Origin of the sequence: Photobacterium profundum, assembly GCF_003026285.1 — a bacterium.
Classification (GTDB): domain Bacteria; phylum Pseudomonadota; class Gammaproteobacteria; order Enterobacterales; family Vibrionaceae; genus Photobacterium; species Photobacterium profundum.
In genome coordinates this window covers 126,323-151,726 of the sequence record NZ_PYOD01000008.1, presented here as the reverse complement: position 1 = coordinate 151,726, position 25,404 = coordinate 126,323, and the positions used below count along the sequence as shown (strand labels likewise).

The window sequence follows — 25,404 nt, the reverse complement described above, 5'->3', positions numbered from 1 at the left end:
GCTCCAGTGAAATAAGCATATGTAGTTATTTACACTTTAAAAACCACATCATTAATATAAAAACACAACTTATAAATCGATTAAAAAACAACACAAGAACAAATTTAAAACCTAAAATTAACAGTAAAAATACATGTAAACGTATATTTTAAAGCGTTTATCAGTACTAAAAGATTCAGGTCACAGAAAAGTACAATATTTATCGCAGTGAGTAACTCATTTAGATAGAGTAGCGCCGAAACAACATGAGTCTCTTTAAAGAAGGACTCAGTGATCAGAAGAAAAATTAATTATTAACGTTCTTAATGACGTTAATTTCAGGGTTCACCCTTTAATAAGATCGATCAAACAAGGTTAAACAGTATGGAAAAACAGACTATGAAGCTACCATCGCTAATGCAAGTGATCCTTGCCCTTGGTACTTTCCTTGCACTGGCATTCTCTTTCACCGCTAAACTTGATTTACCCATTCAACTAGCACTTTATATCGGCTGGTTCATTATTATCACGCTAGGTATCAAACTTGGCCATGACTATAAATCACTTGAAAAAGCGGCAACCCAAGGCATTTCAAATGGCTTAGGTGCTGTACTAATTCTTCTTGCTGTAGGTGCTCTTGTTGGCACTTGGATTGCGGGTGGTATTGTTCCAACAATCATTTATTACGGCTTGCAAGCCATTCATCCATCCATTTTCTTACTTGCGACCATGATTATTTGTTCTCTAACAGCGTTAGCGACGGGTACATCTTGGGGTGCTGCAGGTACCGCTGGTATCGCGATGATGGGAATTGGACAAGGTCTGGGCGTTCCTGCGCCAATGACTGCAGGTGCTGTACTTTCAGGTTGTTACTTTGGTGACAAAATGTCGCCATTATCTGATTCGGTAATTCTTGCTTCTTCTATGTCTGGCGTAGAAGTGATGGAACACATCAAAGGCATGCTACCTATCGCATTAATCAGTTACATCATTACAGGTATTCTATTTACCGCTGCTGGTTTGCACTATGCAGGTAATGTAGACATGGCTCAGGTTGATTCTGTCATTCTTGCAATGGAAAATCAGTTTGTTATCTCTCCATTCTCATTCATCCCTGTGATTATTGTTTTAGGTCTACTGGCAATGCGCCTACCGTCTTTCCCTGTTATCTCTTTCGGTTCGCTGTTGGGTATCGTATGGGCGGTAATGGTTCAAGATATGGACCCACTCGTGGCATTTAACACTGCATGGGCACCTTTCTCTATTAGTTCTGGCGTTGATTTCATTGATGCGATTCTAAACCGTGGTGGCATGTCTTCTATGCTGGGTTCAGTAGCCGTTATCATCTTTGGTCTGGGTTTTGGTGGTCTACTTGATAAAGTAGGTGTACTACAAACTGTTGCTAAGCTATTCGAGAAACGCGTTAACTCTGCAGGTAGCTTAGCTACATCCACGATTGCGACTGCATTCTTTGGTAACGTATTTGGTTCTGCTATGTACGTATCATTAATTTTAACGCCTAAAATCTGTGCGAAGAACTATGACCGCCTAGGCTACCAGCGTAAGAACCTATCTCGTAACGCTGAATTTGGTGGTACGTTAACATCTGGTATGGTGCCTTGGAGTGATAACGGTATTTACATGGCGAGTATCTTGGGGGTTGCAACCTTCTCCTACGCACCATTTATGTGGTTAAGCTTCGTCTGTATTATTGTGACTATCGTGACATCTTACATGGGTTGGTTTGTTGACCGTTGTCCACCAACAATTACTGAAGAAACTGATGAGAATGAGAACCTAGCCGTTACTCAACAAACAGCTTAACAGTAAGAAACACAAAATAAGCAACTCAAAGAAGAGCGCCTAATAGCGCTCTTTTTTTTTACCTTAAATACATACAGCCAGTAATATATCATTCACTTATATTTACATTGCTAAATATAAGTAACTGTAACAAATCAATTTAAATTAACAATCTCGTAAAATAAGCCATTAAATTAAAAAACATGTTAATGGTGCATTTTTAGTGAATAAGATCACAAAACCACCAACTAACTCCAAAGTATTAATATTCAGTAGCACATATTGACCCCAATCAATAAATCCCCATCAAAATCAGTGAAAATAGCGCTAGTTTATTTAAATTTTAGTTTTCACTTATGTCAAAATATTAAAAATTTTGAACAGGATTACGAAAGACACATTTTCGATTTTAATTTCCTAAGGGGTTATATTCATGAGCAATCAGGTTGGACAAGACCGCAAAGTAACGATTGGCAGCTACATTGCCCTCGCCTTTGCTGTTGTCTTTTTTTCCGGGCTACTTCAATCAAACGAATGGTATGGTGTTTTTGATTTCACAACGCTAAATGGTTCATTTGGTAGTGTTGTTCACTCAGTAAACGAAACGGCAGATGGTATCCAAACCGCTTCAACATCTATGCGTGGTCAAGGTGGTAGCGGTGCTCGTGACGGTTTCCTATTCGCACTAACATTAATTCCAACAGTAATGTTCGCTTTGGGTATGATCAATGTCCTAGAACACTATGGTGCGCTAGATGCGGCTCGTAAAATTCTAACGCCACTACTTCGCCCTTTAATGGGAATTCCAGGTAACTCTGGTCTTGCACTGATTGCCTCGCTACAAAGTACCGATGCTGGTGCCGCAATGACCCGTCAACTAAAAGATGAAGGTCACCTAACCAAACGTGAAACAGATGTTTTCACCATGTTCCAATTTTCTGCGGGTGCAGCCATTGTTAACTTCTTCTCTTCTGGCGCTGTGCTGTTCACATTAACCAATACCGATGGTACGCCTGCAGTTACATCATCAATTGGTCTTGCTGTCGTCATCATGTTTGTCTTTAAGTTTGTCGGTGCCAACATGTTCCGCTTATACCTCAACATTACTGAAGGTAAAGCTGATAAAGAAGAGACAAAGCCTGAAATGAAAGAGGAAACAGCATAATGACTACAGCTAAAAAACCAATGGTGACAGACATTTTCGTTGAAGGTGCTAAGAAAGGTTGGGTCATTGCTACAACGTCAACCGTACCCAACGTACTAATGGCTTTCGTTATCATCAAAGCATTGCAGATCACTGGCGCTTTAGAACTAATGGGCACCCTATTCTCACCCATTATGGCTGTATTTGGTCTTCCTGGTGAAGCCGCTGCTGTGCTGATCGGTGCTTGGATGTCGATGGGCGGTGCGGTAGGTGTGGTTATTACACTATTTGACCAAGGTATCTTGAATGGTCAACACATCGCAATTTTAGCTCCTGCTATCTACCTTATGGGCTCTCAAGTTCAATACATGGGTCGAATCATGGGGCCTATCGGTACTGAAGGCCGATACATTCCAGTAATGATTGCTCTATCTGTGCTTAACGCTTTTGCAGCAATGTTTGTAATGAACATTCTGGTATAGATTTTTCATATACAGCTTTTCCGTATATAGATATCAATGGAGAGGGCCTCTGCTCTCTCCCTTCTTTTCGCGATTAAAACTCACCACCGAGTCTCTTTGGAGTTTCCGATGACTTTCGCCCTACAAGATTTCTCTCTAGAAAATTACTTACAAGAACTACGCCCACTCATTGATGTTGATTGCGGTACGTATACTAAAGACGGTATCGAAGTTGTTGCCACTCAGATGCAGCAAAAGTATCTGGATATGGGTTGGTACGTCAAACGTATCGATTGTGGTATTGCTGGTACTGGCTTAGAAGTTCGTAACAAACCTGAAAGCAGCGATATCGACGTAATGCTTATTGGTCACATGGATACTGTTTTCCCTGAAGGAACCGCTGCTGCGCGCCCAATGACGTTTGATGAAAATCGCGCATACGGTCCAGGTGTTTCTGACATGAAATCAGGTCTACTTAATGTTGTTCATGCTTTACGTAATATGGACAAAGAAACACTCGATAAGCTATCTATCTGCATTTGCATGAACCCTGATGAAGAAATCGGTTCATTGCACTCTGAATCATGGCTAAAAAGCGTTGCCGTAAATGCAAAGAATGTACTTGTTGCAGAAGCTGCACGTGCTGATGGCTCTTTAGTGAAAGCACGCAAAGGCATGGCTCGTTACCGTCTAACATTCGCAGGTAAAGCTGCGCATGCTGGTAATGAACCACAGAACGGTCGCAGTGCTATCACTGAAATGGCCAACTGGGTTTTGGCAATAAACAATTTAACCAACTTTGAATCGGGTACTACATTAAATGTCGGTATCGCCAAAGGTGGTGCAGGTGCGAACATCGTGCCTGATTCAGCAGAAGCGGTTGTTGATGTACGTTTCTGGGATAACGACGAATACGCAGAAGCTGATGCGAATATTCGTGCACTGACAGAAACACCCTTTGTGGAAGGCGTGACTATCACGGTTGAACGTGAAGCGCATAAACCATCAATGGTACCAACAGAGAAAACAGAAGCACTGATGGCATTGGTTGAAGAATCAGGCAAAGAGCTTGGTATCGATATTAAGTGGCAAGAAGTGGGTGGTGGCTCAGATGCCAACCTAACAGCGGTAATGGGCATTCCAACACTTGATGGCCTTGGTCCTGCTGGTGCTGGCTTCCACAGTGCTGATGAGTACTTAGAGCTCGATACTATCGAACCTCGCATTAAACTACTGATAAAAGTATTAACCAAGATTGCGGGTTAATTTGATTTTGTTAAGTAATAACAAATATCTATGATTAAAAGGCGCTTAATGCGCCTTTTTTATACTATTTAATGCAGAGTCTTGCTCATTAGCTCGTTAAATGATCATGACTAATATACCGCCTAGAATAACTTTTGTTGATTCTCACTCGACATTAACGGCATGGGTAACCTGAGCCCGTCATTAGACCAATGTTTTAAGAATTTCTTTCTTACCTGATAGATATGTTGTTGTGATTCTTTTTTAGCCATCTTATTCAGCTGGTTACTCATTTTGTGGTAACTCACCATCACTCCTATCATTGTCTATCTAGGCATCAATATGCTATTACATTCGATATTCAAACTCTAAAATGCCAGCCCATATCAAAAATAAATAATACAGCGTGCAATTGTTATAACAAATCCAACCAGTAATATTAAAATAATAGAGTAGCCCTAAACATTAACTTAAGTTGCAAAAAGCATACGCAATAAAAAAGGCTGTGATCTGTTAACTGTACTTCGGTAATGTGATGATTACCGAAAAACAACTATCAAAACACAGCCTTGGTAACGCTCTACGTCAGTGGCTCCCGCCCTTTGCTATCTTAATCTATCACCATCATCAGACTATTTAATATCGCCTGTTTTACGTGATGATAAAATAGTATTTGAACGCATCTCATCGACTTTAAACTGTAGCGCTTTAACTGGATGCCGCCACAAGAACCTTGGTAACGACCAGCGCACCACATGCATGATCTGCAAACGCTTTGCTGATTGGTAACACTGCCCCTGACATTGTAAACAACTTGGCTTTTCATCAACTAAACGACAATTGGCCATCCTGCTTTCAACATATTCGAAAAGACTTTCACATTCAGGACAAGTAATCGCCCCACGGTGCAACGTTTTACAATATAGGCGAATCATCGCCGTCACTGTATCCAGTTCACGTTGCGTACGAACTGAATGTCTATTTAGTACTGTCATAGTGCGGCTATTATCCACCGCTGCACCATCAGATTGTTGATTAAGATCAAAACAATACTTCGATCACACTTTTATGTTGATAAAGCCATCATTTTACAGCGTAAAATACTGTAATAAAGTTTGCGCTTTCAAACTTTAAGCATGAACATTCGCCTCTTCAGAAATATAAGACATAGCGTACGTAACACATTCATCTAGAGCTAAAGATAAAGCACGATAATCCGCCTCACTCACAACGCGATGCTGTATAAACTTTATCTCAATGTCACCCGCTATCACTTTTAATTTTTCAGCACCTAAACTACCCGCCACACCTTTGAGACTATGCACAATTCTGATCGCTGGTTCGCTGATATTCGATAGCTCACATTGTGAAACTAAGCAGTGTAACTTTTCCGCATCAGCAGCATGTTCATCCATAAAGATGTCTAAAAGCATTTGCACAGAATCTGAGTCGCCATCCATTGCTTCAAGCATAAGTGGAATATCGATAGCAGCCTTTGTTGTTAGCTCTGGAGATATCGGTTCTTTATCAGTATCAGCCACTGACAGCTCAGTGTTCCCCAACGCTTCATTAGCTTTATTACTTGCGTCTATGATAGATGAGGTCTTCTTTGCTTCTATATTCAGGGGGGCAGCAACATAGCTGGAATTTTTTATTCCAACAATCAAATATTCATTAATCGCATTAACCACTAAGTAAATAATCTCTGTTAATTTTTCGGCATCATTAACAGTTACAGGTTCTTGTTGCTGGTAGCTCTTTTCTAGTCGTTCAGACTCAATTTTTAACCTTGGAGCACCAAGGCTACCCGCAACTTCTTTTAAATTATGTACTAACCGTAATGCCTCTTCGGTCTTTGAGCCTTCAATCAATTCTCTCAATCGTAGACCATAAGCTGAATACTCATCTCGAAATATCTCTAACAACATCACAGCGGATTCTTTGTCACCATCCATACTTTCTAGAATAGAATTAATGTCTAAGATCGTATCTTCACAGGAATAAAGACGACTCGCAGATTGAGGAGAATCTTGAGAGGCAACAAATGGTTGTTCGGCTTGTTTATTAACCGCACTCGTTTTTACAGCAGTCACCTCTTCTACGTGTGCTTCTTCTGCCTCTAATCGCACAGTTATCTCAGTGTGAGCGAACGACTCCACTGAAGTCAGTAACTTCACAGTAGTAAATATTGAGATAATAGCCAAAAGTGATGTTACGACCATCAGAGCCATATTAAACAACGCCAACTTTGAGGCATCCACGAGCAAGCCATACTGAAGTTGTTCTACCTCACTATCTAAAGTCGATATTTGAGAAATAGCACTCAATACTTGAGTCGATTGATAAGAAAAATAACAGGCTCCTACTATAGAAGCAGTAACAATCACGAGCATGACATAAAGTATTTTACGAGTTCGCCGACAATCGAACGACTGCACTTTACTCATTTAACCACCTAAAAAGTTAACATTTAAAATAAAGAGAATGATTCTCAACACCTTTATATGAAATCTATTTTACATGACTAAAATAATAGACAATATATTGGTGAATACCAACAAGCCATTATGATGAGAAGCAGGCACAAAAAACCACCGAGTTTACTCTTGTGTTGCACAAAAGCACGCTAGGTGGTTTGAGTAAATACCATCGAACTAAGGCGCTAGGCCTCTAGATATTAATTATCAGTATTCAAACGGCGTAATAACTGATCTTTCAAGTTAGGTGGCGTGCCTTTAATCGTCAAGGTATCGGTTTCTGCATCATAGAAAATACGCTCACCTAATAGCATGCTGTCAAAATTAATCGACATGCCACCACCCGCACCCACAAACTTGGTCAATTTACGCATTGCTGTACGATCAGCAGGGAAACTTTCTTCTAGCTCGTAGCCCTGCTTTGACGTGAATTCATAAAAATTAGTGCCGTCTTCTGTTGGTGGTAACTCACCCGCCAATTCTTTAACCGCCACTTCATCGCCGGCTTGTAATTGGCCATTACAGTAGTCATAAACCTGCTTGCGATATTGCTGCTTCTCTTCTTTATCAAGGCGAGAATCGGCACAAAAATCTTCAACGGCTTGCATCAATACTTGATTTTGTTCTTTAGCATCAAGACCAACGACTGCTTGCAGAAAATCTAGGAAGAAGTCTGAAATTTTTCGCCCTACACGCCCTTTAATGAACGTCAGGTAACGATTTGAATCCGAATCTGTTTCCCACGATGATAAATCAATGCGAGCAACAATATCCATTTTAGCGACATCAAGGTAATCGGTGGCACTGATATCTAATTGCTCAGTCACTTTCATGCTATGACAAGTTGGCAACAAACCAATAAATAAATAATCAGTAGCCAGTGATTGGTATTCTGTCATCACTAATGTGCCAGCTTCAGCGAAGGGATATTTTGCTAGTTCAACCTGTAAACGCTGCGCTGATTGGTTAGAAAATGTTAAGAAATCCATTTCTCCAGTGCGATATTGTTTCAACCAATGACAAAATTCACTGTCTTCAGCAAAGAGAGCGAAACCTTTTGCCCCTTTACTGCTGTATACTCGATGTAGTTCAGCAACGAGACCTTCGGTAGAAGAATCGGCATCAAGCACCTGATTTCTTAGGTTAATTTCAATTTCATCTTGATCGTTTTTTGTCAGCTGATGAAGGATGACATTAGAAAGTGTAAGACTCATAATGGAAAAGGTTATCAGTAAGACTAGAGTGTGGGTTATTATAGAGCGCTTTCTTAAACTTTAAACTAAGACATTAAACAAGATTTCCTATGCCAATTACTTCAAAATATACAAATCAGAAAATTGAACAGATCATTAGCGATGTGTTTGACGTACTTGAAAAGCATGATGCATCAGCTGAACTAGCGCTGATGGTTGTAGGTAACATCGCAACCAACATCATTAATGCCGATGTTCCAGCATCCAAGAAAAAAGAAATTGCCGAGCAATTTTCTCAAGCTCTGCTTAAGTCAACTAAATAAGATTTAAGTTTGCTGTAGTAAACGACATTTAAGACTGAGAAGAACTGACATATATGGTCGCCAGCGGAAATAATTATAAAGATAAAGTCTCACAGCTGATTAGCTGGGGACACTGGTTCAGCTTTTTCAATATCATCGCAGCCATGCTATTAGGCTCGCGATATATTGTGCATTCTGAATGGCCAGAAACCTTACTTGGACAACTTTACCTCTTGTTGAGCTGGGTTGGTCATTTTGGCTTTCTGGTATTTGGTCTTTATATATTAATCATTTTCCCTGCGAGCTTTTTGATCCCTTCACAACGCTTAATGCGGTTTTTTGCCGTATTAGTCGGCACGATTGGTCTAACCGTATTATTGTTAGATACTCATGCTTACGAAAGTATAAGCTTACATTTAAGTCCCCTTGTTTGGGACCTATTGTTAAGTGGTGAAAAAACAGATCTAAATGCCCGTTGGCAGTACCTCTTTATTGTTGTTCCAATCATCTTCCTTCTACAGTTAATTCTGTCAGAATGGCTATGGCGAAAACTCAGGAAGCTCACTCGTAAACATGTTGGCGTGCCTATCGCTATCGTGTTTGGTATGTCCTTTCTGGGTAGCCATCTTCTATATATTTGGGCTGATGCTAACTTGTATCATCCTGTTACTATGCAACGTTCAAATTTTCCATTGTCATACCCAATGACAGCGAAAAGCTTTATGGAAAAGCACGGCTTACTTGATCTTCAAGATTATGCCAAGCGAAGTGCCGAGCAAGGCTTAAGTGAAAGCCAGCGCATTCGCTACCCAACCGAGAAGTTGAATTTTGATGGCTTGGGTACAGGTCAAAACCTACTCGTCGTGATGGTTGATAACCTTCGCAGTGATATGGTTAACAACAAAACCATGCCCAACCTATTTGCGTTTGCTAAGCAAAATGTAAACTACACCAATCATTACAGTGCTAACAATGACAACATGGTGGGTATTTTTGGTTTGTTCTACGGATTACCTGGTGGTTACGTTAATAGCGTACGCGCAGAAGGAACGACCCCGATACTCCTAAATACATTGGAGAAGCGTGGTTATGACTTTGGCCTGTTCAGTGGTAATCAATTTAAATCTTCAATTTACTCTCAAGCTATTTTTAATGATAAACAGCTTGAAGAGCAATTATCCAAAAAATCAGAGCAAAAAACTAACGATAATCTAGCAATTGCAGATTGGACAACTTGGTTAGGTGAACAGAATGATAACCCATGGTTCAGTTATCTAGAGCTAACCTCTGTAGAAGAATTCGAAGAAGGTGGTGACTATGTACCACAATTCACCCCTTCGCTGGGTACCGTTAAAATAAATACCGTAGGCGTAGATTCCAATCTGTTGTTTAAAAATAGTTACCGCAACGCGGCATATCATGTTGATCAGCAAATTGCTGATATTCTTGATGAACTAGAACGTAAACAGGTACTTGATAACACGATTGTTATTATCACAGCTAATCACGGTACTGAATTTAACGAGACAGGCACCAATAGCTGGGGGGCAGACACCAACTATAGCCAGTACCAATTAAAAGTACCTATGGTTATACATTGGCCACAACAAGCGCCAGCACAAATTGAACGCATTACCAGCCATTTAGATGTTGTGCCAACCTTAATGGAATCGCTTTTAGAAGTAGCCTCGGCACCGACTACGTACAGCAGTGGCACGAACCTGTTTGAAAAAGATCCAAGTCGACGCTGGATCCTCGCTGGAGATAGCCGCGATATCGTTATGATTCAGAAAAACAGTACGACTGTCGTTGATAAGTATGGTAATTACCGTGTTTACGATGAGAACTACAAGCTAATGAGTGAAGGTAAACCTAGGTTATCGACTTTAATGCAGGTAATGAATGAACTAAAACGTTTTTACCAGCCAAATTAGCCTTCAGCCAGACAACGCAATAATTAAAGGCAGCGATTTCGTTGCCTTTTTTATATCGACTACCTCGTCCTAAAATAGTATCCGTCATGAGATAAGTTGACACATTAGAACTGAGCCTAAGGTTGACTGCGTTAATGGTATTCAGCATTATCGGCATAACACTGTTCGTAACCATCATTCCAACCACTCGCATATTTATCTTCAACCTTCATTCGCTCAGGATCTCGACGAAAACCCTCTAAGTAGGTATTCAGATCTTCTTTACGGCTATTACACCCATCTTGATAGCCATCGAGATAGTGTCGAGTGAAGCCTAAATTCGATAACTGATCATGCCGTGTAGCAGAGCATCCGCTCAAAATAATCAACATACCAGCAGCAATACTTATACGCATAATTAAGAACATCAGAGCCCTCACTATTCATTGCTTTAGTCTTTAAAACTAGTCAATCAAGGCATTTGAATTTGTCTCATTTTTAACACCCAGCAAAAATTATCATGATGATTTATCATTCTCGAGACTGCGCTTGATGTGCCGATGAGGCATACATCGCAATTTTATAAATCTAAATGATTTATCCCGACATAGTGTGGGGTATACGCATACTTTTAGCGAAATTTGGTTAAAAATAAGCTCATATTAATCAATACATATCATTTGGAACTGCGCTAGTGGCAAGTAATCAACAGTTAAGTATTTTCTATCAGAGAATTATCGAGCAATGGGGAAAGGCTCATAGCTTGCGTACAATTTGTGAGTTAACTTGCCGTAATTTTTGTGAAAGCTTTAATGCACTGCATTGCCAAATCATTGTCGAATCTCAATCAACGTGGAAAGTTTTGCTTAAGATGAATCGCCAAGGGATAAGCTATCAATCCCCTCCCTGTGAGATTTCTGATAGTAATCATTTTCTATTAGATCAAATCATAGAGTTCACAAAACACAACCAACCACATGTTACACGCCAACATGATGTACAACGTTTATGGCTACCTTTAGAGCGTCGATCTCGCATTATAGGATGCTTAGTGGTTGATATACCGCTTAGCGAACCACAGCTAGATTGTCAGGCATTTTCCACGCTAACCTCATTGCTAGCCTCAGAAATTGATACAGGCTTTCTTACTCAGTCTATTCAAGATGAGCATTGGGGGCGGCGTTCAGCTGAACGTGAATTAGAAATTAGTCAGCACGAGCAAAAAAACTTATTAGAACAGCTACAAGCATTGCATGATATTTCTTTTAGGCTTTGGCGTACGCACTCAATGAACGAGATGCTTTACACTGCTGTTGAAGAAGGAAAAAAACAATTACAAATTGATCGTATGGCTATTTTTATTAGCAACAAAAATAACCGTATGCGCGGTACTTATGGCACAGATCTGCATGGTAAAACGGTTGATGAGCATTATTTTGAATCCGACATTCCTAACCAATGGTATTTAGCACACACCCGATCAAATAAAGAATACCTAGCGATTGAAAATAATACGCCGCTATATCACAACCTTAAACAAGTCGGCTTTGGTTGGAGTTGTTATATTGCCCTATGGGATGAAGATACCCCTGTAGGTTGGATCGCTTGTGATAACTTACTAACAGGCACCCCATTGTATGACTACCACCCTCACTTACTCAAACAGTTTGGTTTTATTCTGTCTCAGAATATCGTGCGCAGGCAAGCTGAAGAGAACCTTAGAAACCTCAATAAAGAATTGGAACAACGTGTCACAGAAAGAACCGCAGAGCTTGAGCTTGTAAATCAAAAGCTAGAAACCTTATCGAAACTCGATCCGCTTACTAACATTGCTAACCGTAGAGTGTTTGATGAAAGAATCATCGAAGAATGGCGCCGCTCTGAACGGCATCAACTGCCTTTATCCTTATTGATCATGGATGTGGATAATTTTAAATCTTACAACGACAATTACGGGCATGCTGCTGGTGATCTGTGTTTAAAGGCTATTGCTACCACATTAGAAAAACTAGAACGTAGAGCAGGTGCATTATTTGCTCGCTACGGAGGTGAAGAGTTTGTGCTCTTGCTACCTGGGCAAGATACACATGCGGCACAATTTTCCGCCAAACAAGCATTAGCTGAAATTCAGCAACTGCAACTCATCAGAACAGCATCTACCAACACTGATTGCAGTTCGTCAATAGTCACAATCAGTATTGGTGTCAGTACGGTTATTCCAGCAGCACATCACTCACATCATGAATTATTCAAACAAGCCGATATGGCACTATATGAAGCAAAATCACAAGGCCGTAACCGCTACTTTGTCATTTAGCTTTTCTTACTTTTGGTATAACGCCTTTTTTTCATCGGTTTTCTAGGTTCTGGTGATTTCAATTGACGTAGGCTTTCAGGCACCTCGCTGTATTTCACTTTATCCATCAATTGACTAACTTGCTGCTGCAAAGCATCCATAAAGGGCTTATAAGCACACTTTTTATCGGCCATGTCTTGTAACTGGTGTTCCCAATGCGCCGTCATATCAGGATATGTCGCGTCATCGGGCAATGCGTAAACAAGCCCTCGTCCCGCATCCGTAGCATGAATATTTTTCGCTTGGCGCATCAGTAACTGTCGCTTAAACAATAGCTCTAAAATACCCGCACGAGTCGCTTCTGTACCTAAGCCATCTGTATCTCGTAGTATCTTTTTCAGTGAACTATCCGAAACGAAACGAGCGATACCCGTCATAGCTTGTAGCAAAGTCGCTTCAGTAAACGCTTTTGGTGGCTCGGTCATTTTGTCTTTAAGTTCACCTTCTCGACAGGTCAGAACCGTACCTTTTTCAAGAGGTGGAACCTTATCTGTTAGCCCTTGCTCACTATTTCCAGAGACTTTCGTTTTGTCTTCAGCCTGATCTCGCCCTAATAATTCTCGCCATCCGGCACTCATTAGCTGACGACCACGGGCAATAAAGTGCCCTTGTGCAATGGTAAACACTAACTTAGCTTCAGCATAAATCGCGGCAGGGTAAAATTGCATGACATATTGACGCGCAATCAATTGGTAAACTTTACTCTCGCTACCGCTTAATGCATTTGGGCTGATTTGTTTTGGTGTCGGTATAATAGCGTGGTGAGCATCCACTTTTTTGTCATTCCACGCTTTCGATTTCAACGCCGTATTTGCCCCGTTACATGCATACGATAACTCGCTTGCATTGGATGCCACCGCACGGCATACATCATTAGCTTGTTTAAAGTGCTCATTGGGTAAATAGCGAGAATCTGAACGAGGGTAAGTAATCACTTTATGCTTTTCATATAAAGACTGGCAGTTCGCCAATACATCAGCAGCGCTCATACCAAATCGTTTGGCAGCATCGATTTGTAACGCTGATAAAGAATACGGTAAAGGCGGCGCCTGACGCGTTTCTTTACGTTCCGACTCGGTCACTTCTGCAGGCTGCCCTTTAATGCGCTTGAGTACATTCTCACACAACTGACGGTTGAGCACTCGCCCTTCTTCATCTTGCCAAGGTTGGCATGCCTCACTTGGCTTCCAGCGCGCACGAATATCCATATCTTGGTAAGGGATTAAGGCAAATACTTCGTAAAAAGGTTTCGGCTTAAAATTCGTAATGTCGTCATCACGCCGAGTCACTAAGCCTAAAATAGGTGTTTGTACTCGCCCTACAGACAATACCCCCCGATAACCGCCTTTCTGACCAAGCAAAGTGTACGCTCGAGTCATATTCATACCGTAGAGCCAATCAGCGCGTGAGCGTGCTAGAGCAGAAACTGATAAAGGGATAAATTCACGATTACTGCGCATGGTTGATAAGGCACGTTTTACCGCCGCTGGGTTTAAATCTGAAATCAATAAACGCTGAATGGCTGTTTTCTTTTTAGCGGAAACTTTAACGTAATCGATCACTTCATCAACTAATAACTGCCCTTCTCTATCAGGATCGCCAGCATGCACAATGTCAGTGGCTTGTTTGGCAAGCTTACGTACCACAGCCAATTGCTGTTTGGCTGATTTACGCGGAGAAAGCTGCCATTGTTCGGGGATAATAGGAAGATCGATCATATTCCATTTTTTGTATTTCTCATCATAGGCATCAGGTTCAACCTGTTCCAGCAAATGCCCGATACACCAGGTTACTATGTCCCCATTTCCAGTTTCAATATAACCATTATTATTTTTATGAGGGCGAGGTAATACCGCGGCAATCGCACGACCAAGGCTGGGTTTTTCTGCAATATATAGACGAGTCATTCAAACAATACACAATGACAAAAAAGATGAAGAAACTGTACCGAAAAGCGAGGGAACGGGCAACATAATACTGGATATAACAACAGTTAAAAAGAAAACGCCCCGTATCTAGCCTAATTATAAGCGTAGAGAATACAGGCCGTTTCGATTTAATCAGTTTGGCTTTATTTATCAGCTAACCAGCTTTTGACTTCTTGGTAATTACCACGGAACACAATACGATCCGCTTTTTTGGTTAACTGATAGGTATACATTGGATCGTAATATTCAATTAAGAGTGGGCGTAGCCAATTATCATGCTCAGTCAATGAACCATTACTTTTCTGATTTGCAATTGCCTGTTGTTGCGCTACCAATAATTCTTCATAGCGCTTCATACCAAGACGCTTACGAATACCAAACATGCCACGTTCAAGGTATTCAGTGAATAATTCCCAGCCTTGCTGCTCACCATATTGCGCAATATAGTCACGCTGCATACGCACAACGTAATCATCAACTAAACGCTCAATACGCGTATCTAGCGGATCATCAACGATCGCCACATCTGCATTACCCATTGCTGCATGAATTGATATCGGCACACTTGCAGAACCGATAGCACGACCTTCATCTTCAAACACAAAGTGTGTACAACCTTGAACCTGCTTTTTAAGCATTTCCACAGCTAATACATTTTCAAAATCAATTTGTGTTCGTTGCGCCGTTACATAACGACCAAATGAAGAGCCGCGATGGTTTGCTGCGCCTTCTAAATCAATACCATTGGCGAGTTCATTCACCATGATGGTTTTACCACTACCAGTATTACCACCAACAATCGTCATCGGCTGCTGTGCAACCGTATCGATAGTATCAATTAAAAAGCGGCGTAAGGCTTTATATCCACCGACAACCATCGGGTAATCAATACCCGCTTCCTTTAACCATTGCTGAGTAATACGTGAACGCAACCCACCACGAAAACAATACAAATAACCATTTGGATTTGCTTCTACGAATGCCTTCCACTGTGCAAGTCTTGCTGCTTTTATATCGCTATTGACTAACTGATGCCCCAATGCAATCGCTGCATCCTGACCATGCTCTTTGTAGCATGTTCCAACAGCTTTTCGTTCTTCATCTTCCATTAAAGGATGATTCATTGATGTTGGAAATGCACCTTGAGTAAACTCGATCGGTGCACGCATATCCATCAACGGGGTATCATTAACAAACAGCTGACGAAAATCTTCACAATTTTGGCGTGGCATTAGCAAATCTCAATCAATGTATCGCCATCTAGCGGCATCATTTCACCAATAGCTTGCAGTTCAATATTATGACGTGCAGCAATTTCCTGCAGCTGCTGCTCTGTTTCCACATCAGGAGTTACAGCAATAAGTAGGCCACCCGATGTTTGTGGATCACACAACAACGCTTTTTGTTGTTCTGTCATTGCACCTAATTTTTGACCATAGCTATCAAAGTTACGCGTGGTGCCACCCGGTACACAACCTTGTGCGATGTAATCAAATACACCAGGTAAGTACGGTACATTATCAAAATCAATACGTGCTTTTAGTTGGCTACCTTCACAGATTTCGCTTAGGTGTCCCATCAAGCCAAAACCTGTTACATCTGTCATGGCCTTTACACCTTCGACATTGGCAAAGTCTTGACCTGGAATATTCAGTTTACACATCCAATCGCGTGCTAAGCCTTTATGCTCATCCACTAACTTAGATTGCTTCTCTGCTGTCGTTAATACACCTATACCCAACGGCTTCGTTAAGTACAACTTACAGCCATTTTCCGCGCGGTTATTACGCTTTACACGGTCGGTATCGACAATACCAGTCACTGCAAGACCAAAAATAGGCTCAGGTGCATCAATAGAGTGACCACCAGCAAGAGAAATACCCGCTTCACGGCACACAGAACGACCACCTTCAATCACTTGCTGAGCGATTTCTGGTGCCAATACATTGACTGGCCAACCTAGAATTGCAATCGCCATGATAGGCTTACCGCCCATCGCATAAATATCACTGATTGCATTCGTTGCAGCAATACGACCGAAATCAAATGGGTCATCGACAATCGGCATAAAGAAATCTGTGGTACTGATTGCAGCAGTGCCATTACCTAAATCATAAACAGCCGCATCATCTTTACTTTCATTACCGACAAGAAGGTTAGGATCAGAAAATGGTGCTAACTGAGTTCGGAGAATAGTATCAAGAACTTGAGGAGAGATTTTACAACCACATCCTGCACCGTGGCTGTATTGAGTAAGGCGAACATTTTCCATGACACGCTCCAAAATAATTTTGAGAACCGTGAATACTACTCCTGCAAGGTGCAGGTGTCATCTATAGGGCTTGATTACTATCAAAAGAGTGCCATTTTTATTACGGCGTTCAATCAGCGTTAATTCACACCTATAAACAACAAACGCCCTGTTGATCACTCAACAAAGCGTTATATTCATTCAATAAGATTGATTCAAGCTTACTGATTATTGATTGCTGAACGTCATTTGTTGCATTATCTCTTTTATAAAAACTCAACAAATTGACCGACATCTCGCTCATTCACTTTCGCTTCACGGCAACCCGGGGTGCCCATATACAGAAAACCGACAATCAGATCATCTCCGGTTAAACCGAGTGATTCACGCACTACAGGATGATAAGCCCATTTGCCAGTACGCCAAAAGCCAGAAAAGCCCTGTGCAACCGCAGCCATTTGCATTGCTTGAGTGGCACAGCCCGCCGACAAATGCTGCTCTATTACAGGGACTTTATCGTGTTCAGCTACTTTTGCAACCACAGTAATAATCATTGGCGCACGAAATGGGGCTTTGCTCGCTTTTTCAATCACGGATTCATCTGCACCATCAAATTTGGCTGCATTCACCAGAATATCTGAAAATTTTTGCAAGCCTTCACCCTGCGAAACAATAAAACGCCAAGGTGTTAAACCACCATGATCTGGAGCCCGAAGACCCGCACGAAAGATATTATCTAACGCTTCACCTTGCGGTGCAGGTTCCATTAACTTCGGTAATGAGCGACGATTTAAAAGTAGCGTTAGTGCATCCATAGCAACCTCGAACTGCAAATAATAATTATTCTTACAATATCATAAAATTATTCGCATAAAACCTTGTAAATAAAAGGGAATAATCATTCCCTTTTAAGTAAAATGAGCTCTCTACGTTATTGCAGTTACAGCTTGGCCGCTAACTCTACCGCCTGACGAATAACACGTTTAGCATCCACTTCACCAGCGACATCTGCACCACCAATAACATGCGTATTGATTTTCAATGTTTGTAGCTTTTCAGATAACTCTTCAACCGATGTTTGCCCAGCGCACATCACAATATGGTCGACATCCAAAATACGAGACTGGCCTTCAACAGTGATATGCAAGCCTTTGTCATCAATCTTGTCGTAGCTCACACCGCCCAATAGCTCTACACCACGTTTTTCCAACACTTTTCGGTGAATCCAACCCGTAGTACGACCCGGTCCTTTCCCTACTTTGCCCGGTTTGCGCTGCATCAACCATACCTGACGTTGACTGACATATTGTTCATGAGGATACAAACCACCAGCATGCTCAATAGTTTGATCAATACCCCAATCTTTTAGCCAAGTATCTAGATCTTGATGCTCTGGTTCAGTTAACAGACTTGATACATCCACGCCAATGCCACCCGCACCAATCACTGCCACTTTTTGACCCAATTGTACGCTGTCACGAATCAGAGTTTGATAATCAATGACTTTGTCGCTATCAAGCGCACCTGGAATATTTGGAATACGCGGTTTTACCCCCGTTGCGACCACCACATCATCGTAACTTTTTAGCTCATCAGCTTGAACTTCATGGCCCAGTTTCACAACCACACCCGTTTGCTCTAACCGACGAGAGAAATAGCGAATGGTCTCTTTAAATTCTTCTTTTCCGGGAATACGCATCGCCAAGTTAAATTGACCACCGACGTAATCATTCTTATCAAACAGATCAACAGAGAAACCACGTTCAGCACACGCAACCGCACATGCTAGCCCGGCAGGTCCCGCCCCGATTATCGCGATACTACGCTCACTTGCCGCAGGTTTTAGCACTAATTCGGTTTCGTAACAGGCCTGCGGGTTCACTAAACAACTCGCCCGTTTACCCACAAACACATGATCTAAACAAGCCTGATTACAACCAATACACGTATTAATATCTTCGGCGCGATCTTGCTCGGCTTTCGCAACAAAATCTGGATCAGCTAGGAATGGTCTGGCCATTGATACCATATCAGCTTGATTAGCAGACAGAATATCCTCAGCAACTTGTGGGGTATTGATTCGATTACAGGTAACCAATGGAATATTAACTTCGGTTTTCAGCTTTTCTGTTACCCATGCGAAGGCTGCTCTTGGTACTTGGGTGGCAATCGTTGGAACACGCGCTTCATGCCAACCAATACCCGTATTTAAAATGGTGACGCCCACTTTTTCTAATTCTTTTGCCAGCTGAACCACTTCTTGTTGAGTGCTGCCTTGCTCAACCAAATCCAGCATTGAGATGCGGAAAATAATAATAAACTCTTTACCTACCCGAGCCCTCACCGCCTTAACCAGCTCAATAGGAAAACGAATACGGTTTTCATAACTACCACCCCATTCATCATATCGATGATTTGAGCGCTTACAAATGAATTGGTTAACTAAATACCCTTCCGAACCCATCAGTTCGACCCCGTCATAACCTGCTTCGCGTGCTAGTTCTGCACTTTTAGCAAAGGCTTCAATTGTTTTCTTTATTTGACGAGAACTCATCTCTCTTGGGGTGAATTTTGATATAGGTGAACGAATCGCTGAAGCACTCACAGCTAAAGGGTGCATAGCATAACGACCTGCATGAAGAAGCTGTAGGGCTATCTTTCCGCCTTCCTCATGAACAGCATCGGTTATTGCACGGTGAGCACGAGCAGCACGCGCAGAACTAAATTCTGCACTTAAGGGATGCAAACGCCCACGGAAATTTGGTGAGAAGCCACCCGTTACAATCAGACCCACTCCGCCGCGGGCACGAGCAGCATAAAAAGCAGAGAGTTTTTTAAAACCATCGCGAGATTCTTCCAGCCCAGTATGCATTGATCCCATTAACACACGATTGCGCAATTGGGTAAAACCAAGATCTAACGGTGCTAAAAGATGAGGGTAAGATTTATCGTCCATGGCTTCCATTCTTTTTTGATTATGGTCTGACCAGTATATTGCACAATCACAACATTTTTCAAACATTTGTTTACATCAAAGTAACATTGCGTGATTTAAAAATGTAATTCCTTGTTTACTAAGTTACGATAAAGAACAAGAATCATCATCAGGAACGTTCATGAAAGCAATATTTAAAGGAATTGGAAGAATATTCCGTGCTATCTGGAAATTGATCAGTTTCACCCGGCAACTTATTCTCAATCTATTTTTCTTGATCATAATTGGCGCAATTTTTGTTGCGTTTAATTATGGTGAAGATACACCTGAACAACCCGACAAAGCCGCATTAATTTTAGATTTATCAGGCCCTATCGTAGAGCAGCGTCGCTACATTAATCCTATTGATAGCATTGCATCAAATGCACTAGGACAACCCCCTGCGCAAGAAAATATACTGTTCGATATTACCGAAACCATTCGAAAAGCATCGACAGATAATAAAATTGAAGGTTTAGTTCTCAACCTAAAAGGTATGTCTGAAACCAGCTTAACCAAACTACGTTATATCGCTAAGGCGATTGCTGAGTTTAAAGCAGCAGGTAAACCTGTTTATGCTTATGGCGATAATTTTGGGCAAAGCCAATACTACCTAGCCAGTTATGCAGATAAAGTCTTTATGTCGCCAGACGGTGGTGTAATGCTAACGGGTTACGGTTCTTACTCGCTGTATTACAAAAGCTTGCTAGAAAAGCTTAACGTTAATACGCATGTCTTCCGTGTCGGTACGTACAAGTCTTTTGTTGAACCTTATACCCGCGATGATATGTCTGCTCCAGCACGAGAAGCAAATACCGTATGGTTAAATCAATTGTGGGGGGCTTTTACCACTGATGTCGCGAACAACCGCCATATTGATGCTGCAACATTGACGCCTAATATTGATGATTTTGTTCAAGAGCTTAAAGCTGTTGATGGTGATTTTGCCAAACTATCACTAAAAATGGGTTTAGTGGATGAACTCATTTCTCGTCCTCAGTTACGTAATAAAATGATTGAAGAATTCGGCAGTGATGGCGAACACAGCTTTAATCAAATCAGTTATTACGAATACCAACCAACAATTATCAACACCGATTTACCAAGTGATAACCAAATTGCCGTTGTGGTAGCCAGTGGTGCCATCATTGATGGTACACAACGCCAAGGCACAGTCGGGGGTGATTCAACAGCAGCGTTATTACGAGACGCTCGTTTAGATGATGATATTAAAGCCGTTATCTTACGTGTTGATAGCCCTGGTGGCAGTGCATTTGCCTCTGAAATCATTCGTAATGAAGTGGATGCGTTAAAACAAGCAGGCAAACCCGTTGTTGTATCAATGTCGAGTGTTGCTGCTTCTGGTGGTTACTGGATATCAGCAAGTGCTGATCGCATTATCGCGCAACCAACAACCATTACTGGCTCTATTGGTATTTTCGCTATTCTTACCACCTTTGAGAAAGGGCTGGAAAAAATGGGCGTATACAGTGATGGCGTAGGCACTACACCATTTTCAGGTGTTGGTGTAACACGTGAACTGCCAGAAGGTGTTGGTCAAGTATTCCAGCTCGGTGTTGAACACGGCTATAAGCGCTTCATCGGCTTAGTAAGCCAGTACCGTAACATGTCATTAGAGCAAGCAGATAAAATTGCACAAGGGCGTGTATGGACAGGTCAAGATGCGATGGAGCTAGGGCTTGTCGATCAGCTTGGTGATTTTGATGATGCCGTTGCCGCTGCCGTTGAACTAGCAAAATTAGAGACTTACGAGCTGAACTGGATGGAAGAACCACTCAGTACTGCTGAGAAGTTTTTACAGCAATTTTCAAGTGAAGTCAGCACTAAAGTAGCCACTATGGTGCTTGGTCAGCTTCCAAGTGCATTGCAACCTGTTACACAACAAGTTGTAACAGACTACACAACACTCAGTAACTTTAACGACCCAAAAGGGCAATATGCCTTCTGCCTAAATTGCAGTAATATCGAGAAGTGAGATCAGCCCAGCATATGCTGGGCTTTTTTTACCGTTCGTTAACCGTATAATGCGCTCACCAAAACCGATAAGTCTGTACCCGATTATGGAAAGAAAAAATATTTACATTGCTTACACCGGCGGCACCATTGGTATGCAAAAGTCAGATCATGGCTACGTACCTGTTGCTGGATTTATGCAAAATCAACTGGATAACATGCCGGAATTCCACCGTGCGGAAATGCCAGAGTTTACTATCCACGAATACGAGCCGCTTATTGACTCGTCTGATATGTCGCCAGAGGATTGGCAGCGTATAGCGGATGATATCAAAGCAAACTACGACAAGTATGACGGTTTTGTCATTTTGCATGGTACGGACACCATGGCTTACACTGCTTCAGCTTTGTCGTTCATGTTTGAGAACCTAGATAAGCCCGTTATTGTAACAGGATCGCAAATTCCTTTAGCTGAATTACGTTCTGATGGGCAAAGTAATCTATTGAATTCACTTCATATTGCGGCTAATTACCCAATCAATGAAGTAACGCTGTTCTTCAATAACCAGCTAATTCGTGGAAACCGAAGTACCAAAGCACATGCTGACGGCTTTGGTGCTTTCATCTCACCGAACATGCCTCCTTTGCTTGAGGCTGGTATTAATATCAAGTTGAATAATGTTGAACTTGATAAGAAGCCTGAAGGTAATTTTAAGGTCAATGCAATAACACCGCAGCCTATTGGTGTCATTACAATGTACCCTGGCATTTCACCTGAAGTAATTCGTAACACTTTACGCCAACCTGTTAATGCAATGATTTTGCTGACATTTGGTGTAGGTAACGCACCACAAAACCCCGATTTACTCGCTCAACTGAAAGAAGCAAGTGAACGTGGCGTGATTGTAATGAACCTTACGCAATGCCTTTCTGGCAAAGTGAACATGGGGGGTTACGCGACAGGCTGTGCACTCGCTGATGCTGGTGTATTAAGCGGTTATGATATGACCCCTGAAGCAGCACTCGCTAAACTGCACTACTTGTTAAGTACCGATTTTCCGGTAGAAACTATTCGCAGTATGATGCAGCAAGATTTACGTGGTGAACTTACCCTGTAAGTTTATTGATGTGCTGTAAAATCATCAAAAAAGAGTCGAATTTAATTCGGCTCTTTTTTTAGAGCTACACTTATTACCAATAAAGTTAGCTTGAGAAATAACTATGATTTTGCACGGTGCATCCATTTCCCCTTTTGTAAGAAAAATCATGTTGGCACTTGCTTATAAAGGCATTACTTATGATCTACAGCCGCTAAACCCTTATCTTGAAAAAGAATTGGCTCATAAACGTCACCCAATGGGGAAAGTGCCCGTTCTAGAACACAATAATCAAACGATCATGGATTCCACCGTTATCGCACATTACCTCGATGATATATGCCCCGTACCGCCCCTCTATCCAGGTACAGCAGAAGATAGAGCAAAGATACGTTGGCTAGAAGAATATTCAGATACACGATTAACTTCGCTCATTGGTGGGGTGCTTTTCTACCAAAAAGTATTACGAGGTAAAATCCTTAATAAAGACGTTGATCAAGATGCCATCGATCAGTGCTTACAACATCACCTTCCAATGGTGCTGAATTATTTAGAACAACAAATACCAGCAAAAGGGTATGTGTGCGAACACTTTTCAATGGCAGAAGTGAGCTTATGGAGCATCTTTCGAAATGGCTGGATGGCAGGCTTAAGGCTCAATTCACATTATCCCAAGTTACATGCTTACATCAGCACGATAGAACAAGAGCCTTGGATTGCGAACCTCATCAGTGAAGAAAACCATGAGCTCAGTAGCTTTTACTGTGAACCCATGATCTTTAAAGCAGACTAAAAAATTGCTCTATAAATCGTTATGACCAAAGCGCGCAATATCATTAAGATCAGACTCTAACAATGGCTCCTTTACGCCAAAGTCGCGCTTCAATTCTGCTTTTGACTTAAATTTAATGTCGCCACCAGCTTCTACCGACATATGTTCAGCATTATCGTTATGTCGCGACTGGTATAGCATGACGGCTTGCTGCGCAGAATCACGCTGCTCTTGCGTTAATACCGAGCCATCGGGCCATTTACCGATTTCAACAGCGGTTGAGATTCGCTGATATACTTCTGGCGTCATTACGTCTAATAATTGTTTTACATCCATTTTTCACTCCGTTGCACGACTCACATCCGTGCGTTTACGATCCGCCATTACGTTAAATATGGTATAAGCCTTATTACTTCCTTAGCGCTAACCATAAAGACATGGTAAAAACAGTCAAGTAAGAACCGTATTTCTGCTTTGATGATCACATTTATATTGTCGTTCACACTGATGCCACACTATTTACTGATAGACTTATGAATAATCAACCATAGAACGTGCTGCCTCCTTTAACCTGTTGACGAGCGACGATAATTTATGCCTTCCCAACTCATTAAACTTGCTCTCTTAGCGACCCTAACAACGCTATTGAGCGGCTGCTACGAACGTCATCGAACGACAGACAGTTTATGTGAAAGTTACCCTGCATTGTGTGCAGAATTAAATGTCAACGATGGCCAATGTCGGATTCAACGCACGAATTTAATTTGGCAACGTTTTGATGTGCAGAAAAATCCAACTGATACTGAAAAATTCAAAGAACTGCAATTCACATACGATTATCAAAAATGCTTAGAGTACGCGGCACGTATTGAACCGACGGAATTGAAGGAACGTAAGAGTATCCGCATGAATGCACTCATTCATAGCTACGACGCCATTAAACGTTTGAACTTAGAGCTATCAACGTCACCGGATCCCGACATTATTTATTACCGTTGGAGCCAAGGTGATAAAAATGCATTGCGTCAATTTTTATTACTAGAGGGTACCCCAAAATTAGAAACGCCCGCCTTGCAGCTCGCACTTGCAACCTATTACACCTATAACGATAAAGACAAAACACTAGCGTTATTGATGCATGCATTAGAACTGTATAAAAAAGGAGATAAGATACAACCTGAAATTATCCAGAGTCTGGCAACAATTTCGCATCAGGAAGGATTTACTCAGAATGCGTATATCTGGGCAACAGTAGGATCACATTTTAACCTACCCGTCGCGAACAAAGAAAAGCTCGCCGCTTTATATCCAATGGCAGACAGTAAACGAGAGACATTAGATAACAGTGCTAATAAAATCACAAATGCACTCAAGAAAGGGGAATTTACCGCAGATATGATGAAATAAAACCACAAAATAACAAAATAACAAAATAACAAAATAACAAAATAACAAATCATATTAGCGGCATCATAGTTTCACTACTTCTACATAATAAATTTAAAAGGACACTCTCGTCCTTTTAAATTCCAATC

General features: G+C 41.5%; 21 protein-coding genes. 11 read left to right on the top strand and 10 right to left on the bottom strand.

All coding sequences use genetic code 11. The features are described 5' to 3' along the window. Positions 1–363: 363 nt before the first annotated feature. The 4 genes from nhaC to C9J48_RS18340 all read left to right on the top strand — a co-directional run bounded on the left by nhaC (position 364) and on the right by C9J48_RS18340 (position 4,653). Positions 364–1,803 (top strand): Na+/H+ antiporter NhaC, encoded by a 1,440-nt coding sequence (nhaC, locus tag C9J48_RS18355; protein ID WP_006233046.1) that lies wholly within the window; start codon positions 364–366, stop codon positions 1,801–1,803. A 412-nt stretch (positions 1,804–2,215) separates the two neighbouring features. Continuing rightward, the gene (locus C9J48_RS18350; protein ID WP_006233044.1) at positions 2,216–2,947 is read left to right on the top strand and encodes a nucleoside recognition domain-containing protein; all 732 of its coding nucleotides are present in this window, start codon (positions 2,216–2,218) and stop codon (positions 2,945–2,947) included. Further along, positions 2,947–3,408: a YjiG family protein gene (locus C9J48_RS18345; RefSeq protein WP_006233043.1), complete on the top strand. Its 462-nt coding sequence runs from the start codon at positions 2,947–2,949 to the stop codon at positions 3,406–3,408. Before C9J48_RS18350 ends, C9J48_RS18345 begins: the two co-directional genes overlap by 1 nt. A 108-nt stretch (positions 3,409–3,516) precedes the next feature. Then, positions 3,517–4,653 (top strand): M20 family metallopeptidase, encoded by a 1,137-nt coding sequence (locus C9J48_RS18340; RefSeq protein ID WP_006233042.1) that lies wholly within the window; start codon positions 3,517–3,519, stop codon positions 4,651–4,653. A gap of 611 nt (positions 4,654–5,264) precedes the next feature. Here the strand turns inward: C9J48_RS18340 and C9J48_RS18335 are convergent. The 3 genes from C9J48_RS18335 to yejK all read right to left on the bottom strand — a co-directional run bounded on the left by C9J48_RS18335 (position 5,265) and on the right by yejK (position 8,323). Beyond that, a complete protein-coding gene (locus tag C9J48_RS18335; protein WP_242610867.1) occupies positions 5,265–5,645 on the bottom strand; it encodes a nitrous oxide-stimulated promoter family protein in 381 nt (126 codons plus the stop codon). A gap of 117 nt (positions 5,646–5,762) precedes the next feature. Next, complete coding sequence (locus C9J48_RS18330; RefSeq protein ID WP_006233039.1) at positions 5,763–7,079, bottom strand: Hpt domain-containing protein; 1,317 nt, start codon at positions 7,077–7,079, stop codon at positions 5,763–5,765. A gap of 230 nt (positions 7,080–7,309) precedes the next feature. Beyond that, positions 7,310–8,323: a nucleoid-associated protein YejK gene (yejK, locus tag C9J48_RS18325; RefSeq protein WP_006233038.1), complete on the bottom strand. Its 1,014-nt coding sequence runs from the start codon at positions 8,321–8,323 to the stop codon at positions 7,310–7,312. Between the two features lie 89 nt (positions 8,324–8,412). Here yejK and C9J48_RS18320 point away from each other — a divergent pair, with 89 nt between their 5' ends. Continuing rightward, entirely contained in the window at positions 8,413–8,625 is a 213-nt protein-coding gene (locus C9J48_RS18320; protein ID WP_006233037.1) for a YejL family protein, read from the top strand. A gap of 53 nt (positions 8,626–8,678) precedes the next feature. Further along, positions 8,679–10,538 carry a DUF3413 domain-containing protein gene (locus C9J48_RS18315; RefSeq protein WP_006233036.1) on the top strand — a complete coding sequence of 620 codons (1,860 nt, stop codon included), beginning with the start codon at positions 8,679–8,681 and terminating at the stop codon, positions 10,536–10,538. A 131-nt stretch (positions 10,539–10,669) separates the two neighbouring features. On the opposite strand, the gene C9J48_RS18310 is transcribed toward C9J48_RS18315, so the two are convergent. Next, the gene (locus C9J48_RS18310) at positions 10,670–10,945 is read right to left on the bottom strand and encodes a hypothetical protein (RefSeq protein ID WP_006233035.1); all 276 of its coding nucleotides are present in this window, start codon (positions 10,943–10,945) and stop codon (positions 10,670–10,672) included. 266 nt (positions 10,946–11,211) lie between these two features. On the opposite strand from C9J48_RS18310, the gene C9J48_RS18305 reads away from it, so the two are divergent. Beyond that, on the top strand, positions 11,212–12,834 hold the full coding sequence (locus tag C9J48_RS18305) for a sensor domain-containing diguanylate cyclase (protein WP_006233034.1): 1,623 nt from the start codon (positions 11,212–11,214) through the stop codon (positions 12,832–12,834). Here the strand turns inward: C9J48_RS18305 and C9J48_RS18300 are convergent. The 5 genes from C9J48_RS18300 to C9J48_RS18280 all read right to left on the bottom strand — a co-directional run bounded on the left by C9J48_RS18300 (position 12,831) and on the right by C9J48_RS18280 (position 20,008). Beyond that, positions 12,831–14,780, bottom strand: a complete 1,950-nt coding sequence (locus tag C9J48_RS18300) for a DNA topoisomerase III (RefSeq protein ID WP_006233033.1) — start codon at positions 14,778–14,780, stop codon at positions 12,831–12,833. The genes C9J48_RS18305 and C9J48_RS18300 overlap by 4 nt on opposite strands. A gap of 164 nt (positions 14,781–14,944) precedes the next feature. Further along, positions 14,945–16,033: a tRNA 2-selenouridine(34) synthase MnmH gene (mnmH, locus tag C9J48_RS18295; protein WP_006233032.1), complete on the bottom strand. Its 1,089-nt coding sequence runs from the start codon at positions 16,031–16,033 to the stop codon at positions 14,945–14,947. Then, on the bottom strand, positions 16,033–17,073 hold the full coding sequence (gene selD / locus C9J48_RS18290; protein WP_006233031.1) for a selenide, water dikinase SelD: 1,041 nt from the start codon (positions 17,071–17,073) through the stop codon (positions 16,033–16,035). The genes mnmH and selD overlap by 1 nt, the downstream gene beginning before the upstream one ends. Before the next feature lie 245 nt (positions 17,074–17,318). Continuing rightward, on the bottom strand, positions 17,319–17,867 hold the full coding sequence (locus C9J48_RS18285) for an NAD(P)H nitroreductase (protein ID WP_006233030.1): 549 nt from the start codon (positions 17,865–17,867) through the stop codon (positions 17,319–17,321). A 125-nt stretch (positions 17,868–17,992) separates the two neighbouring features. After that, positions 17,993–20,008: an NADPH-dependent 2,4-dienoyl-CoA reductase gene (locus tag C9J48_RS18280; RefSeq protein ID WP_036804034.1), complete on the bottom strand. Its 2,016-nt coding sequence runs from the start codon at positions 20,006–20,008 to the stop codon at positions 17,993–17,995. 160 nt (positions 20,009–20,168) lie between these two features. Between C9J48_RS18280 and sppA the strand changes: the two genes are divergently transcribed. The 3 genes from sppA (at position 20,169) to C9J48_RS18265 (ending at position 23,890) form a co-directional block, all read left to right on the top strand. Then, entirely contained in the window at positions 20,169–22,022 is a 1,854-nt protein-coding gene (sppA, locus tag C9J48_RS18275; RefSeq protein ID WP_006233028.1) for a signal peptide peptidase SppA, read from the top strand. Positions 22,023–22,107: 85 nt separating this feature from the next. Then, a complete protein-coding gene (gene ansA, locus C9J48_RS18270) occupies positions 22,108–23,118 on the top strand; it encodes an asparaginase (protein WP_006233027.1) in 1,011 nt (336 codons plus the stop codon). Positions 23,119–23,221: 103 nt separating this feature from the next. After that, positions 23,222–23,890, top strand: a complete 669-nt coding sequence (locus tag C9J48_RS18265; protein ID WP_036804031.1) for a glutathione S-transferase family protein — start codon at positions 23,222–23,224, stop codon at positions 23,888–23,890. A gap of 9 nt (positions 23,891–23,899) precedes the next feature. Here the strand turns inward: C9J48_RS18265 and C9J48_RS18260 are convergent, their stop codons facing one another. Then, positions 23,900–24,205 (bottom strand): YeaC family protein, encoded by a 306-nt coding sequence (locus C9J48_RS18260; protein WP_006233024.1) that lies wholly within the window; start codon positions 24,203–24,205, stop codon positions 23,900–23,902. Positions 24,206–24,463: 258 nt separating this feature from the next. Here C9J48_RS18260 and C9J48_RS18255 point away from each other — a divergent pair, with 258 nt between their 5' ends. After that, positions 24,464–25,276 carry a DUF2989 domain-containing protein gene (locus C9J48_RS18255; protein ID WP_006233023.1) on the top strand — a complete coding sequence of 271 codons (813 nt, stop codon included), beginning with the start codon at positions 24,464–24,466 and terminating at the stop codon, positions 25,274–25,276. Positions 25,277–25,404 lie beyond the last annotated feature (128 nt).